Source organism: Flavobacterium sp. DSR2-3-3, assembly GCF_049896585.1.
Classification (GTDB): domain Bacteria; phylum Bacteroidota; class Bacteroidia; order Flavobacteriales; family Flavobacteriaceae; genus Flavobacterium.
In genome coordinates, this window is the sequence record NZ_JAFCUP010000002.1 from 134,800 (window position 1) to 149,929 (window position 15,130).

The 15,130-nt window shown below is 32.9% G+C and carries 16 protein-coding genes; 14 read left to right on the forward strand and 2 right to left on the reverse strand.

The genetic code is table 11. From position 1 onward, the window contains the following. The first annotated feature begins 4 nt into the window (after nt 1-4). From rpsR to ACP7AQ_RS03310, 5 genes are all read left to right on the forward strand, one after another. Nucleotides 5-301, forward strand: a complete 297-nt coding sequence (gene rpsR / locus ACP7AQ_RS03290) for a 30S ribosomal protein S18 (protein ID WP_086454224.1) — start codon at nt 5-7, stop codon at nt 299-301. Between the two features lie 65 nt (nt 302-366). Further along, nucleotides 367-810, forward strand: coding sequence for a 50S ribosomal protein L9 (rplI, locus tag ACP7AQ_RS03295; RefSeq protein WP_091204520.1), 444 nt, complete (start codon nt 367-369; stop codon nt 808-810). A gap of 137 nt (nt 811-947) precedes the next feature. Further along, nucleotides 948-1,421 (forward strand): DUF6495 family protein, encoded by a 474-nt coding sequence (locus ACP7AQ_RS03300; RefSeq protein ID WP_426063259.1) that lies wholly within the window; start codon nt 948-950, stop codon nt 1,419-1,421. A 75-nt stretch (nt 1,422-1,496) separates the two neighbouring features. After that, nucleotides 1,497-3,524: an NAD-dependent DNA ligase LigA gene (ligA, locus tag ACP7AQ_RS03305; RefSeq protein WP_426094392.1), complete on the forward strand. Its 2,028-nt coding sequence runs from the start codon at nt 1,497-1,499 to the stop codon at nt 3,522-3,524. Then, nucleotides 3,499-4,239, forward strand: coding sequence for a hypothetical protein (locus ACP7AQ_RS03310; protein WP_426094393.1), 741 nt, complete (start codon nt 3,499-3,501; stop codon nt 4,237-4,239). The genes ligA and ACP7AQ_RS03310 overlap by 26 nt, the downstream gene beginning before the upstream one ends. 15 nt (nt 4,240-4,254) lie before the next feature. Here the strand turns inward: ACP7AQ_RS03310 and ACP7AQ_RS03315 are convergent, their stop codons facing one another. Continuing rightward, nucleotides 4,255-5,166, reverse strand: coding sequence for a bifunctional metallophosphatase/5'-nucleotidase (locus ACP7AQ_RS03315; RefSeq protein WP_426094394.1), 912 nt, complete (start codon nt 5,164-5,166; stop codon nt 4,255-4,257). A gap of 153 nt (nt 5,167-5,319) precedes the next feature. Then, complete coding sequence (locus tag ACP7AQ_RS03320; RefSeq protein ID WP_426094395.1) at nt 5,320-6,096, reverse strand: 5'-nucleotidase C-terminal domain-containing protein; 777 nt, start codon at nt 6,094-6,096, stop codon at nt 5,320-5,322. Nucleotides 6,097-6,143: 47 nt separating this feature from the next. On the opposite strand from ACP7AQ_RS03320, the gene ACP7AQ_RS03325 reads away from it, so the two are divergent. The 9 genes from ACP7AQ_RS03325 (at nt 6,144) to ACP7AQ_RS03365 (ending at nt 15,130) form a co-directional block, all read left to right on the forward strand. Further along, nucleotides 6,144-6,662: a DUF6913 domain-containing protein gene (locus ACP7AQ_RS03325; protein ID WP_426094396.1), complete on the forward strand. Its 519-nt coding sequence runs from the start codon at nt 6,144-6,146 to the stop codon at nt 6,660-6,662. A 7-nt stretch (nt 6,663-6,669) separates the two neighbouring features. Further along, a complete protein-coding gene (dapA, locus tag ACP7AQ_RS03330; RefSeq protein ID WP_426094397.1) occupies nt 6,670-7,557 on the forward strand; it encodes a 4-hydroxy-tetrahydrodipicolinate synthase in 888 nt (295 codons plus the stop codon). Between the two features lie 168 nt (nt 7,558-7,725). Then, on the forward strand, nt 7,726-8,526 hold the full coding sequence (locus ACP7AQ_RS03335; RefSeq protein WP_426094398.1) for an outer membrane protein assembly factor BamD: 801 nt from the start codon (nt 7,726-7,728) through the stop codon (nt 8,524-8,526). Between the two features lie 8 nt (nt 8,527-8,534). Then, nucleotides 8,535-8,852, forward strand: a complete 318-nt coding sequence (locus ACP7AQ_RS03340) for a DNA-directed RNA polymerase subunit omega (RefSeq protein WP_035671643.1) — start codon at nt 8,535-8,537, stop codon at nt 8,850-8,852. Nucleotides 8,853-8,859: 7 nt separating this feature from the next. Continuing rightward, a complete protein-coding gene (gene coaBC / locus ACP7AQ_RS03345) occupies nt 8,860-10,077 on the forward strand; it encodes a bifunctional phosphopantothenoylcysteine decarboxylase/phosphopantothenate--cysteine ligase CoaBC (RefSeq protein WP_426094399.1) in 1,218 nt (405 codons plus the stop codon). A gap of 66 nt (nt 10,078-10,143) precedes the next feature. Next, nucleotides 10,144-11,028, forward strand: coding sequence for a DUF4835 family protein (locus ACP7AQ_RS03350; protein ID WP_426094400.1), 885 nt, complete (start codon nt 10,144-10,146; stop codon nt 11,026-11,028). 52 nt (nt 11,029-11,080) lie between these two features. Further along, nucleotides 11,081-12,733: a DNA repair protein RecN gene (gene recN, locus ACP7AQ_RS03355; RefSeq protein WP_426094401.1), complete on the forward strand. Its 1,653-nt coding sequence runs from the start codon at nt 11,081-11,083 to the stop codon at nt 12,731-12,733. Nucleotides 12,734-12,823: 90 nt separating this feature from the next. Further along, complete coding sequence (gene fabV / locus ACP7AQ_RS03360) at nt 12,824-14,014, forward strand: enoyl-ACP reductase FabV (protein WP_426094402.1); 1,191 nt, start codon at nt 12,824-12,826, stop codon at nt 14,012-14,014. Nucleotides 14,015-14,128: 114 nt separating this feature from the next. Beyond that, the gene (locus tag ACP7AQ_RS03365; RefSeq protein ID WP_426094403.1) at nt 14,129-15,130 is read left to right on the forward strand and encodes a glycosyltransferase; all 1,002 of its coding nucleotides are present in this window, start codon (nt 14,129-14,131) and stop codon (nt 15,128-15,130) included.

Here is a 15,130-nt window from a genome sequence, read left to right on the forward strand (position 1 = left end):
TATCATGGCAACATTACAACAATCGGCTTCAGGAAAAAAAGACGGAGATATCAGATATCTTACGCCTTTGAACATAGAAACTAACAAAACTAAAAAGTATTGTCGTTTCAAAAAATCAGGTATCAAATATATTGATTATAAAGATGCTGATTTCTTATTGAAATTCGTTAATGAGCAAGGAAAAATTCTTCCTCGTCGTTTGACTGGAACTTCATTGAAATACCAAAGAAAAGTGTCAGTTGCAGTGAAAAGAGCACGTCACATTGCTTTAATGCCATACGTGGCTGATTTACTAAAATAATAAAATAACTCAGTTGTTGGTTTTCTGAAATAAGAAACCTAACTTCTATAACAAAGGACAACAACATGGAACTTATATTAAGACAAGACGTTCAAAATTTAGGATTTAAAGATGATATTGTAACGGTAAAAAATGGTTATGGTCGTAACTTTTTGATCCCACAAGGTCACGCGCATTTAGCAACTTCTTCTGCAAAGAAAGTATTAGCTGAAAACCTAAAACAAAGAGCACACAAAGAAGCTAAAGTGGTAGCAGATGCAAAGGCATTGGCGGAAGCTTTGAAAGCTATCGAAATTAAGATCTTTGCGAAAGCAGGTGGTGAAAAATTATTTGGTTCAATCACCAATATTGATATCGCTGAAGCTTTAGCTAAAGGAGGACAACAAATCGAAAGAAAATTCATCACAAGCGGAATTGTTAAACGTACTGGTAAATATACTGCCAGCGTTCGTTTACACAGAGATGTTATTGTTGAATTAGATTATGAAGTTGTTGCTGAAAAAGCATAAATTTTTATAAATTTATATAATTAAATCTCGATGGAAGTCGGGATTTTTTTTGTTTAGTCTGAACTTGTTTCAGATTCTTTAATTCATAAATAAAGAGCATCTTAAATAATTAAGATGATGAAATAAATTTAGCATAAATGAAATACTCAAGATTAACAAAAGAGCAATTTGAAGAATTGAATCAGGAATTCAGTACTTTTTTAGCAACTCAAGCTATTGATAGAGCAGAGTGGGATACAATTAAAGCTTCAAAACCAGAAGTGGCAGAACAAGAGTTAGACGTTTTTTCTGATTTAATTTGGGAAGGTGTTCTCTCAAAAGCAACCTATTTAGAACATTTTTCTAAAAATCATATTTTCCTCTTTCATTGTTTTGATACCCATGTTCAATCGATTGTTTTGAAATCGTTGGTGCCTGAAGTTGATTTTTTGACCAAAGAAGGATTGCAATGGCTTAGCGATAATATGTTTACGGATACTATTGAAATGAAAGTGGGTAAAAAAGAGTTTACGGAAGAGCGTAATACTTCAATTTTTGAATTAATACAACAAGGTTCGTTTTTGAGTGATGGACTTTTATTCCAGCAAATAAATACAATTATAGCATCATAATTGCATTGTTATTTCTTTTAAATTGGTTATTTTAGTACACTTTTTCAAAACTAAAATAGCCAATTTTTATTTTCTATGGATATTCAAAATACGATTCAAAAATTAAGGGAGGAATTAAATCAACACAATTATAATTACTATGTGTTAGATAAACCTATAATTTCTGATTATGAATTTGATTTTAAATTAAAGCAACTTCAAGAACTTGAAAGTCAGTATCCGGAATATTTTGACGAAAGTTCACCATCTCAACGTGTAGGAGGAACCATAACGAAAAACTTCCAGACTGTAACGCATGAACACCGTATGTATTCTCTTGATAATTCGTATTCTAAGGAAGAATTAATCGAATGGGAAAAACGAGTTCAGAAGGTCTTAGGCGATGTCCCGCTAGAGTATACCTGTGAATTAAAATACGATGGTGCTTCAATTAGCATTACCTATGAAAACGGAATTCTCAAATGTGCTGTTACGCGTGGAGACGGTTTTCAGGGAGACGATGTAACAAATAATATTAAAACTATAAAATCAATTCCGTTGAAATTAAAAGGAAATTTCCCTTCTAAATTTGATATTCGTGGCGAAATAATTCTGCCATTTGCAGGTTTCGAAAAGATGAACCAGGAATTAATTGAAATAGGTGAAACACCTTACTCAAATCCGAGAAATACTGCTTCTGGAAGTTTAAAATTACAAGACAGCGCTGAAGTTGCAAAACGACCATTGGATTGTTTGTTGTATTTTTTAATTGGCAATAATTTGCCTTTTAAATCGCAATTTGAAGGCTTAGAAACGGCCAGAAAATGGGGATTTAAAGCTCCTAAAGAAGCTAAACTGGCGCATAATTTGGATGAAGTTTTTCAATTCATTGATTATTGGGACACTCACAGGCATAATCTTCCTTATGAAACCGATGGTGTAGTAGTAAAAGTAAATTCTTTTCACTATCAGGATGAATTGGGTTTTACTGCAAAATCACCTCGTTGGGCAATTGCCTATAAATTTAAATCAGAACAGGCTTCGACAAAATTAAATTCTATTTCGTATCAGGTAGGACGAACAGGTTCTATAACTCCAGTGGCAAATTTAAATCCTGTGCAATTAGCCGGAACTATTGTTAAACGCGCTTCTTTGCATAATGCGGATCAAATCGAAAAATTGGATATTCGTGTTGGAGATACCGTTTTTGTAGAAAAAGGAGGGGAGATTATTCCTAAAATTATTGCTGTTGATTTGACTAAGCGTCTGGATACTTCAGAAACTACAAAATACATCACCCATTGTCCGGAATGCAATGCTGAATTGGTAAGAAGTGAAGGTGAAGCCAATCATTATTGTCCTAATTTTTACGGTTGTCCGCCGCAAATTATTGGGAGAATCCAACATTTTATTTCAAGGAAAGCAATGGATATTGAAGGTCTTGGCGGTGAAACGGTAGCCTTATTATTCAATAACGGGTTGGTTCATAATTATGCCGATTTGTATGAATTAACAGTTGAGCAAATTCGCCCTTTGGAGCGAATGGCTCAAAAATCTGCAGAAAATTTGGTGAATGGTGTAGCGAATTCAAAGGATATTCCTTTTGAACGGGTTTTATTTGCACTTGGAATACGCTTCGTTGGAGAAACAGTAGCGAAAAAATTGGCTAAACATTATAAAAGTATCGATGCATTGCGTCAGGCTACTTTGATGGATTTGATTTTAGTAGATGAAATTGGTGAACGAATTGCACAAAGTGTACTAGATTTTTTTGATAATCAGGAAAATAGTATTATCATTGAAAGACTTAAAAAATATGGAATACAATTTGAAATTATTGAAAAGGTAAATCCAAATGCTACAGATAAACTTAGCGGCAAAACGTTTGTAGTTTCAGGAGTATTTGAGAAATTTTCCAGAGACAATTTGAAAAAAGCTATTGAAGATAATGGAGGAAAAGTGGGAAGTTCCATTTCGGCAAAAACGGATTATGTTATAGCTGGCGATAATATGGGACCCGCTAAATTAGACAAAGCCAATAAACTAAATGTTTCAATAATTTCGGAAGATGATTTTATCACTTTAATTAATAAAACTGATGCAGCTACTGACAAAAAATTATAATTTTACACAAGGAAACGCAATCGTTGGTTTAATTTTTTCTTTTGCAATTATCGAAGTTTTGGCAGAATTATTTTCATTCAAAGTAATTTTGTTTGCATTTCGACCTTTGACGGCGTTACTAATACTCTGTCTTTATTGGCTTACTTCTGAGGAAAAGAGCATGCTTTTTTTTGTAAGCTGGTTTTTTTTGCTGCTGACTAGTATTTTAATTCTTTCAGAATCATTACTTTTTTTAATGTTAGGATTAGCCGGAATTGTAATCCATCGAATTTTACTCATACTATATATTATAAAGTTGAATAAGGTCAGCGATTTTGTACCAATACTAATAGCAGTAATTCCTTTTGTTTTTATTTTTTCTTATTTGCTTTCTATTTCGGATGAAATTCCAAAGGAGAGTTATTATCCTTTAATAATCCAAAATATTTTGGTATCTATTCTTGGAGCAGTTGTTTTGTCTAATTATTTTATGAATGAAACTAAAAATACACCTTGGCTGTCAATCTTTGGAGTATTATCTATAGCGCTGTATTTTACTGTATTTATTGAGAAATGTTTTTTGTCTAACTTACCTCCAACGTACTTTAGACCATTGGGAATGGTTTTGTATGTAACGAGTTATTATGCTTTTTATAAATTTGTCATTGATACCGAAAGATTCAATGCAGATGTAAATGAAGATAACAAACAAACTACTAAAGTTTATTTCAAATAATAAAATCGGTTATAGCTACACTATAATCGATTTTCCTTCAAAAGCTTTTGATTTATTATTATCTACATAAAAATCTATTCTTCCTAAGTTAATACCGTAGCAACCTACCTGATTTACCAAAACTTCTTTGCCCACAAGATTCTTTGCAACCGTAGGTTTGTGCAGAAAAGTATGAGTGTGACCACCAATGATTAAGTCAATATCCTGGGTCAGCTCGGCTAATTTTAAATCACAAATCTTATTTGGCTCGTCTCTGTATTTGTATCCTAAATGCGACAAACAAATCACGATATCACATTGCTTTTCTTTCTTTAAAATCCGAACCATATCTTGAGCAGTGTCGACAGGATTATTGTACACGGTTTCCTTGTACATTCCTTTGTCAACCAATCCTGCAAGCTCGATTCCAAGCCCAAAAACACCCACTTTTATTCCGTTTTTATTAAATATTTTATAAGGCTTTACAAAACCATCCATTACAGTATTTTTAAAATCATAATTGGCGGACAGAAATTCAAATTTAGCGTGGGGCATCTGCGCATGTAAACCTTCAACACCATTATCAAAATCATGATTTCCTATTGTAGACGCATCATATTGCATCATACTCATCAACTTAAACTCTAATTCTCCACCGTAATAATTAAAATAAGGCGTTCCCTGAAAAATATCACCTGCATCGAGCAACAATACATTTGGATTTTCTTTTCTGATCGTTTCAATCAAAGCTGCTCTTCGTGCCACGCCACCCATATTTGCATTTCTAGGGTGATCCGCAGGAAATGGATCAATATAACTGTGAACATCATTAGTGTGTAAAACCGTCAATTGTCTGGTTTTAGAGATATCAAAACTGCTTAATGACACACCTAAACTCAATAAAGCTGAACCAGCAGCTGTTTTCTCAATAAATTCTCTTCTTTTCATTTTATATTTTTTTGGAGCTATTTCCCGCTTTACGCTATATCCACGCAAAAAAGCGTGGGATGCCGCTTCAATCGGGACTAAGGCTTCATATTTTCAAAATTACTTTCAGTTGTTTAAAACTAAATAATGCGTCTGAACTCTTAATACTTATTTTTATTGTACCGTAATTCTAACATCTTTTATTACAGGAATAGTGTCAACTTCTTTAAAATAATCAATAAGGATATTTCGTAATTTGTATTCTAAATCAAATTTCTGAACACCTTTTTTGAAGAAATTCATGTTGTCTCCACCATTAGACAAATAATCGTTGGTTCCCACATAATAAATGGTTTCTTTTTGAACAGGATTCCCTTGAACTAAAATATTTTTGGCAACATTATTTTTATCTATTGTGAAAGTTACTCCGGCTAATGGATGCGGTTTCTTTTCAGCGATAAAAAAGTCGACCATTTCAAGAATTTGCTCTCCTTTTAATGCAATCACAACCAAACTGTTTTCAAACGGCATAATTTCAAAAGCTGTTCTGGCTGTTACATTCCCTTTTGGAAGTATCGAACGAATCCCTCCGCTGTTAAGCAAACAAATATCAATATTCTTTTTTTCTCTGGCTTGAAATACGACATTTCCTCTCATTAAGGTAACATCAGCCATCAAATTACCGATTGTAGTTTGCCATTTACCACTGCTTTTATCCAATGTTTCCGGACAATAAGCTAACACGCTGTCTAAATCTTTGTTAATGTGTTCCCGATACGGTTTTATAAAATTTTCAATTGCAGGAACTTGATTCTCCTTTTCAGTAATAGGAATTCTTTTTCCTTCTATTTTGGTGACGTAATTTTGTTTGCTGCAAGAGGCAACAAATAAAAATGTTAAGAATATAACAAAAAGTTTAGAAACGTCGTTATACTTTTTTAGATTTACCATTTTAAATGCGACTTAATTAATTAATTTTGTAACCAAGTAAAAGTAATATGTTTTTGAATTATATAAAGAATTTTTTAGTAAAAAAAACATTAAAAAATAGCTTGCAAGATTCAAAAATGAATCACTCCTCAGGTATTGTACAAACAGTTGGTCTGTTGGTAGATGTAACTAATTTTTCGGCAACCGAATTATTGATTGCAGAGTTAGTAATAAACGGAATTTTAGAGAAAAATATAAAAACAATCCTTTATTGTGATGCTGTTAAGAAAAAAAAAGTATCGAAATATCCCATATTTAGCGGAGCACAGCTAAAATGGAATGGAGAAATTAGAGGTCATGAGATTAATGACTTCAGCAATGAAAAGTTTGATTTGTTAATCAGTTTTTATGACATCGAGAAAGCAATTTTAATGCAAATTACGCATGATTCTAAAGCGCAATTTAAAGTTGGCTTTTCATCAATAGACAAAAGATTAAATCATTTTATAATCAAAACGGAAATCAATAGTGACGCCGTTTTTGTAAGTGAGTTATTTAAATATTTAAAATTATTAAACAAAATATAGATATAATATGCAATCATTAATAGGAACTGGAGTTGCTCTTGTAACTCCGTTTAAACAAGATTTTTCAATTGATACTGAAGCATTAAAAAGAATTGTGAATTTTTCTATCGATGGAGGAATTGAGTATCTTGTCGTTTTGGGAACCACGGCAGAAAATGCAACTTTGTCTCAAGACGAAAAAAAATTAGTTATACGTACCGTAATCGAAGCAAATAATGGCGCTTTGCCATTAGTTTTGGGAGTGGGAGGAAATAATACAGCAAAAGTTGTTGATGAGTTAAAAACCAGAGACTTGTCAGCATTTTCGGCTATACTTTCTGTTTCTCCATATTATAATAAACCAACGCAGGAAGGGATTTACCAACATTTCAAAGCCGTTGCTGAAGCTTCTCCAATCCCAGTAATTTTATATAATGTTCCAGGAAGAACAGCAAGTAATATGCTGCCTTCAACTGTTTTGCGTTTGGCTAATGATTTCGAAAATGTTATAGCTATAAAAGAAGCGGCAGGAGATATTGTTCAGGCGATGCAATTATTAAAAGACAAACCGAAAAATTTTCTGGTAATCTCCGGTGATGATATGATTGCTTTACCGATGGTTTTAGCAGGTGGATCAGGCGTAATATCAGTAATTGGTCAAGGTTTTCCGAAAGAATTTTCTGAAATGATTCGGTTGGGCTTAAATCGCAAAGTAGATGAAGCATTCAAAACGCATTACCTTTTAGCGGAGTGTATCGATATGATTTTTGAGCAAGGAAATCCAGCTGGAATCAAACAAGTATTTCTGTCACTGGGAATTTCTGAAAACACAGTGCGTTTGCCATTGGTAAATGTTGATGATACGTTAGCAAACAGAATTGATAAATTTGTCAAAAAAGTAAATAGAAAAGGTTAAAAAATCGGTCTTTTTATAAACAAAAAATATATTTTGAAGTCGCTGAATTAATAACTAAATTTGCCACCGAAACTTCGGTATAGTTTTGTGGGTTGTTTCAACTTGCAAATCATGATAAAAGGAAAAAAATGAAATCAAAGATTCACGAAATCTAAAAAACAATATTAAATGTTGAGTAAAAAAATAATATCTCTATTGCTTCTTGTTGCTGTTTTCAGTTCTTGTAACGAGTACCAAAAAGCATTAAAAACCGAAGATGTTGCTGTCAAGTTCGAAATGGCGACTCAGTTATATGATGCAGGAAAATATTCGAAAGCGATTCGTATTTTTGAACAAATTGCTCCGGCTTACAGAGGAAAACCTCAAGCGGAAAAACTGTTTTATATGTTCTCGCAATCGTATTACAAAACAAAACAATATTATTTAGCCGGATATCAATTTGAAAGTTTCGTTTCTGGTTATCCTAAAAGTGAAAAATTAGAAGAAGCTGCTTATTTAGGTGCAAAAAGTTATTCAATGTTGTCACCAGTTTACAGTTTAGATCAAACTGAAACTAATAAAGCACTGGATAAACTGCAGTCTTTTATAGACAATTATCCAAACTCACAATACATTGCTGAAGCAAATACTGCAGTGAAAGTATTAAGTGAGAAAATTGAGAAAAAAGTATTTGAAAATGCTAAAGGATACAATACAATTTCAGATTTTAAATCGGCTATTGTGGCTTTAGATAATTTTGTTGCTGATTATCCTGGAACGCCTTACAAAGAAGATGCATTGTATTACAAGTTAGATTCTGCATATCAATTGGCCATCAATAGTGTTCCTGCAAAAATGGAAGAACGATTAAATGTTGCCAAAGTTTCACAATCAAATTTGATAAAATTTAATGCAGAAACGAAATACAAAAAAGTAGCTAACGAAATGTTAGTTCGAATAGAAAAAGATTTACAAAAATTTACTAAATAAATAAAGTCATGGATTTAAAAAAGACGAATGCTCCAGTAAATACAATAACATACAACAAAAATGTTATTGAAGAACCTACTGGTAATGTGTATGAAGCGATAACCATTATGGCTAAAAGAGCAAACCAAATCAACTCTGAAATTAAAAAAGAATTGACAGAGAAATTAGAAGAATTTGCTACATATAATGACAGTCTTGAAGAAGTTTTTGAAAACAAAGAACAAATTGAGGTTTCAAAATTTTACGAAAAACTACCTAAGCCACACGCTTTAGCAGTTCAAGAATGGTTAGACGGTAAAATCTACCACAGAGATTCAAATAAATAATAGTACGATGTCAGTTTTAAGCGGTAAGAAAATTCTATTTGGAGTTTCTGGTGGAATTGCAGCCTATAAAACAGCATCATTAGTACGACTTTTCATAAAAGCAGGTGCACATGTCCAAGTGATAATGACACCTGCTTCTAAGGATTTTGTAACTCCTCTTACTTTATCCACGTTATCAAAAAATCCTGTTCATTCCAGTTTTTACAATCAAGACGACGAGAATGAAAAATGGAACAATCATGTTGAATTAGCACTTTGGGCTGATTTGATGGTTATTGCTCCCGCAACAGCAAATACTTTGTCAAAAATGACAAATGGGACTTGCGATAATCTTTTGATCGCAGCTTATTTATCGGCAAAATGTCCGGTGTATTTTGCTCCTGCAATGGATTTAGACATGTACAAACATCCTTCAACGATAGCTAATTTCTCTTCTTTGTCTCGATTTGGCAATGTTATAATTCCTGCTGAAAGCGGTGAATTAGCAAGCGGATTATCCGGTGAAGGAAGAATGGCGGAACCTGAAAATATTGTAGCTTTTATTGAAGCCGATTTAAACAGCAAATTGCCACTTAAAGGAAAAAAAATATTAATTACTGCTGGCCCCACTTATGAAGCAATAGATCCGGTACGCTTCATAGGAAATCATTCTTCGGGTAAAATGGGTTTTGATATTGCCTCAAGCGCTGCGAATTTAGGTGCTTCTGTAATTTTGGTTTCGGGACCTACAAATTGTAAAGTTTCAAATCCTTTGATCGATGTTATTTCAGTAGTTTCTGCCGAAGAAATGTACAATGTTTGTCATCAGTTCTTTGCTGACGTAGATGTTGCAATTGCAGCGGCAGCCGTAGCTGATTATAAACCTAAGAATGTTGCTCTACAAAAAATCAAAAAAGAAGCGGATAACTTTACAATTGAACTCGAAAAAACGAAAGATATTTTAGCTTCTTTGGGTGCTCAAAAGAAAAATCAGTTTCTGATAGGTTTTGCTTTAGAAACAGAAAATGAAATTGAAAATGCAAAGCTGAAAATTCAGAAAAAAAACTTAGATTTGATAGTTTTAAATTCATTACAAGATCAAGGTGCAGGTTTTGGTAAGCCAACGAATAAAGTAACTTTTATTGATAAATATTTCAATATTGAACCGATGGAATTAAAATCAAAAGAAGCAGTGGCAGATGATATCCTAAACAAGGTAATAACGCACTTAGGAATTCAACGATAGCGAACAATACGTTCTGGCTTACAATAGTTTTGATTTGGACAAAAGCAAAATAATAGAAATCTACAGATGAATAAAATAGTTACTTTTTTGCTGCTTTTTATTGTTGGTTTTGCCCAAGCGCAACAACTAAATTGTGTGGTTACCGTAGATTCAAAAAGGTTGAGCGTCACCAATCAGCAAGTTTTTAAAACCTTAGAAACATCTATAAGCGAGTTTTTAAATAAAACAGATTGGACGGGTCAAGCTGTTAAGCAAAGTGAAAAAATTAATTGTTCAATGTATATTACTGTTTCTGGCAACAGTTCGGATCAATTTACAGCAACAATTCAAGTACAATCTTCCAGACCAGTATTTAATTCTTTTTATTCTTCACCTGTATTAAATTACAATGACAAAGACTTTAATTTCAGATACATAGAGTTTGAGAATCTAGTATTCAATCCCACTACGTTCGATTCTAATTTAGTTTCGGTGCTAGCTTTTTACAGTTATGTAATTTTAGCAATGGATGCCGATACATTTGTGGCTGAATCTGGAACACCTAATTTTGAGATTGCTCAAAATATTTCAAATGTGGCGCAATTAGGCGGTTCCAAAGGTTGGAGTCAAGCTGATGGAAACCAAAATCGTTACTTTTTGATAAATGATATTTTATCTCCAACTTTCAAACCAGTCAGACAAACCATGTATGATTATCATAGTGGATTAGATTTGATGAGTCAGGATTTAAAAGTTTCGAAAGAAAAAATAAAAGCATCATTGGTTAATTTAGCAAAATTAAACCTTTCAAGACCGAATGCCTTTTTAACACGTGTCTTTTTTGATGCTAAATCAGATGAAGTCGTTTCTATATTTTCTGGTGGACCCAGTATTACCATATCAGATTTAGTTGATAATCTGAACAAAATTTCTCCTTTAAACTCAAGCAAATGGGTAGCAATTAAATATTAATTGGTCTTCAATTTACTTTTATTTTACTTCTCCCTAAAACACAATATATTAAATGATAACGTCACTTTCGATAAAAAACTATGCTTTAATAGAAAAATTGACTATCGATTTTTCAAAAGGTTTTTCAACAATTACCGGTGAAACCGGTGCGGGTAAATCAATAATTTTAGGAGCATTAGGATTGGTTTTAGGAAAAAGAGCCGACTTGACTTCTTTAAAAAATAAAGAAGAAAAGTGTATAATTGAAGCTCATTTTGAAATTTCTAAGTATAGTTTGCTTCCTTTTTTTGAGGCCAATGATTTAGATTATGAAAATGATACTATAATTAGACGTGAAATTCTTCCTTCCGGAAAATCAAGAGCTTTTATCAATGATAGTCCCGTAAATCTGCAGGAATTACAGGAACTGAGCTTGTTCTTGATTGATATTCATTCGCAGCAGCAAACTCAAGAACTTTCGGATGAGAATGTGCAGTTCGAAATTATTGATGCAATTGCCAACAATAAAGAAACAATTCTGGAATATCAATCGCTTTTAAAAAGCTATAAATCGGATAAATCCAAATTAAATTCGCTGCTGAAAAGGCAAAGCGAATCTAAAAAAGAGCAAGAATACAATACTTTTTTATTGGATGAATTAATATCAGCACAATTAAAATCAGGCGAGCAAGAATCTCTTGAGGCTGATTTTGAAAAATTAAATAATGTTGAGATTATAAAAGAAGCTATCGACAGATCTCTGGCTGTTGCCAATGAAGAACAAATTGGTGTACTCCATAATTTGAATGAAATCAAGGTTTCATTACAAAAAATAGCCTCTTTTTCATCGGAATATCATACTTTGCTTGAGAGGATTACAAGCTTGACAATTGAATTTGATGATATTTCGGATGAAATGAACCGTTGTTCTGAAAAACTGATAAATGATCCGCAACAACTGGATTTGATAAGTCAGAAGCTTCAGGTAATCTTTACTTTGCAAAAGAAACATCAGGTTTCATCTGTGGATGAATTACTTCAAATTCAAGCAAATTTGGAAAATTCAGTTTTGGAGCTAGGTAGTATGGAAGAGGAGATTGCTGCACTGTCGCTTTCTATCAAACAAAAAACGGTTGAATTGGATGCTTTTTCGATAACAATTCATAATAATAGATTGGTTTCGATTCCAGTTTTATCTCAAAAATTGATTACTATTTTAGAAACGTTGGGAATGCCAAATGTTCGTTTCAATATTGATATTAATACGACGGAAACCTATTTCCAAAACGGAAAAGATGAGCTTCAGTTTTTATTTTCTGCCAATAAAGGAACTGATTTCGGTTTGTTGAAAAAAGTAGCTTCCGGCGGCGAAATGTCAAGAATTATGCTTGCGGTAAAGGCGATATTGGCACAATATTCAAAATTACCGACATTGATTTTTGATGAAATTGATACAGGTGTTTCCGGAGAAATCGCTATCAGAATGGGCGAAATTATGAAAGAAATGAGCCAAAAAATGCAAATTTTTGCAATTACGCATTTACCCCAAATTGCGGCAAAAGGAAATGAACATTTTAAAGTGTTTAAATCGACTGTTGGCGAGGATACGCAATCGGAATTGAAGCTTTTGAGTGACGATGAAAGGATTGTTGAAATCGCGCAAATGTTATCAGGAACGGTTGTCTCTGATTCGGCCTTAAATCATGCTAAAGCCTTGCTGAACTAATATTTTAAATTATATTTGTCATTTTTTAAGCTTATGAAATTGCTTGAGAAAAAGAGTATTTGAAGAATAAATAAACGAATAACCAAAGTTATGATTATTGAACCAAGAATGAGAGGATTTATTTGTACGACATCACACCCAAAAGGATGCGAGCAAAATGTTAAAAATCAAATAGAATACATACAATCAAAAGGCGCAATTGACGGTGCTAAAAAAGTATTAGTAATTGGAGCTTCAACTGGTTTTGGATTGGCTTCCAGAATTACAAGTGCTTTTGGCTCTGATGCAGCAACTATTGGTGTATTTTTTGAAAAAGCTCCTTCTGAAGGAAAAACAGCTTCTCCAGGTTGGTATAATTCTGCAGCTTTTGAAACTGAGGCACATAAAGCAGGTTTATATGCAAAAAGTGTTAATGGTGATGCGTTTTCAAATGAAATAAAACAACAAACATTAGATCTTATAAAAGCTGATTTAGGGCAAGTAGACTTAATTATCTATAGCTTAGCTTCTCCGGTTCGTATGCATCCGGTTACCGGTCTTTTGCATCGTTCTGTATTGAAACCTATCGGTGGAACGTATACCAATAAAACGGTTGATTTTCACTCAGGTAAAGTTTCTGAAATCTCAATCGAGCCATGCAGTGGAGACGATATTGAAAACACAGTTGCCGTTATGGGCGGTGAAGATTGGGCGATGTGGATTGATGCTTTAAAAGCAGAAAATCTTCTTGCTCAAGGAGCTACAACGGTTGCTTATTCTTATATTGGACCGTCATTGACAGAAGCAGTGTATAGAAAAGGAACTATTGGTCGTGCCAAAGATCATCTTGAAGCGACAGCCTTCGCTATCACGGATAGTTTAGGTGCTATTGATGGAAAAGCATATGTTTCAGTAAATAAAGCATTGGTTACACAAGCAAGTTCCGCCATTCCGGTTATTCCATTGTATATTTCTTTATTGTATAAAATAATGAAAGAAGAAGGAATTCATGAAGGTTGTATCGAACAAATTCAACGTTTGTATCAAGAAAGATTGTATACTGGAAGAGACGTTCCGGTTGATGAGAAAGGAAGAATCCGTATTGACGATTTAGAAATGCGCCCGGATGTTCAGGAAAAAGTAGCTAAATTATGGATTGAAGCTGTAACTGAAAATTTAGCTGAAATTGGAGATTTAGAAGGATATAGAAAAGATTTCTACAATCTATTTGGCTTTGACGTAGCGGGAGTAGATTATAAAACAGATGCAAACGAAGTGGTAAACATCGAAAGTATTGGCTAATCAAATTAATGAATTTAAAATTTATAAAACCATCAATTAATAGTTGATGGTTTTTTTATCGATAAAGATTACATTTGTTAAAATTTTTTAAGTCTAAAAATACACATTATATTTATGTTTTTTTCCCTAATTATACCTGTTTATAATCGTCCTGACGAAGTTGATGAGCTTTTAGAAAGTTTATCGCATGCAACGTATCCTGAAATATTTGAAATTGTTTTAGTTGAAGATGGGTCTACTTTAGTTTGTAAAGATGTTGCTCAAAAATATGGTGACAGATTGAATATTTCTTATTATTATAAAAAAAATACAGGACCTGGCGATTCCAGAAATTACGGAATGCAGAAAGCCAGAGGAGATTATTTTATCATTTTCGATTCGGATTGTATTATTCCAACACAATATTTATCGGAAGTTGATAAAGCTTTAAAACAAAATTATGTGGATTGTTTTGGAGGACCTGATAAAGCCTTAGATAGTTTTTCGGATATTCAAAAAGCGATTAATTTTGCAATGACTTCGTTTCTGACTACAGGAGGAATTAGAGGCGGTTCGGAAAAAATTGATAAATTTCAACCCAGAAGTTTTAATATGGGATTATCCAGAAAAGCTTTTGAAGCATCAAAAGGTTTTGGAAATATCCATCCGGGGGAAGATCCTGATTTGTCAATTCGTTTGTGGAATTTGGGTTTTGAAACCAAACTGTTTCCTAACGCTTACGTGTATCATAAGAGAAGAATTGATTGGGAAAAGTTTTCAATTCAGGTGAATAAATTTGGAAAAGCAAGGCCTATTCTCAACAGTTGGTATCCAAAATATAGTAAACTGACTTTTTTCTTTCCTTCCGTTTTCATCATTGGATTTTTTACTTCCATTGTATTGTTGTTCATTTTTAATTTTGATTACCTACTTCAGTTGTATTTTTTTTACTTTTTCGTGCTGTTTTTGGTGTCTTCTTACCAGAATAGAAGTGTTAAAATAGGCTACTTATCAATAATAGCGGTTTGGAAACAGTTTTACGGATACGGTTTAGGCTTTATAAAATCGTATTATAAGGTAATTATTTTGAAACAAAAACCCCAAGAAGCTTTTCCCGAATTATTTTTTAAAGTGTAA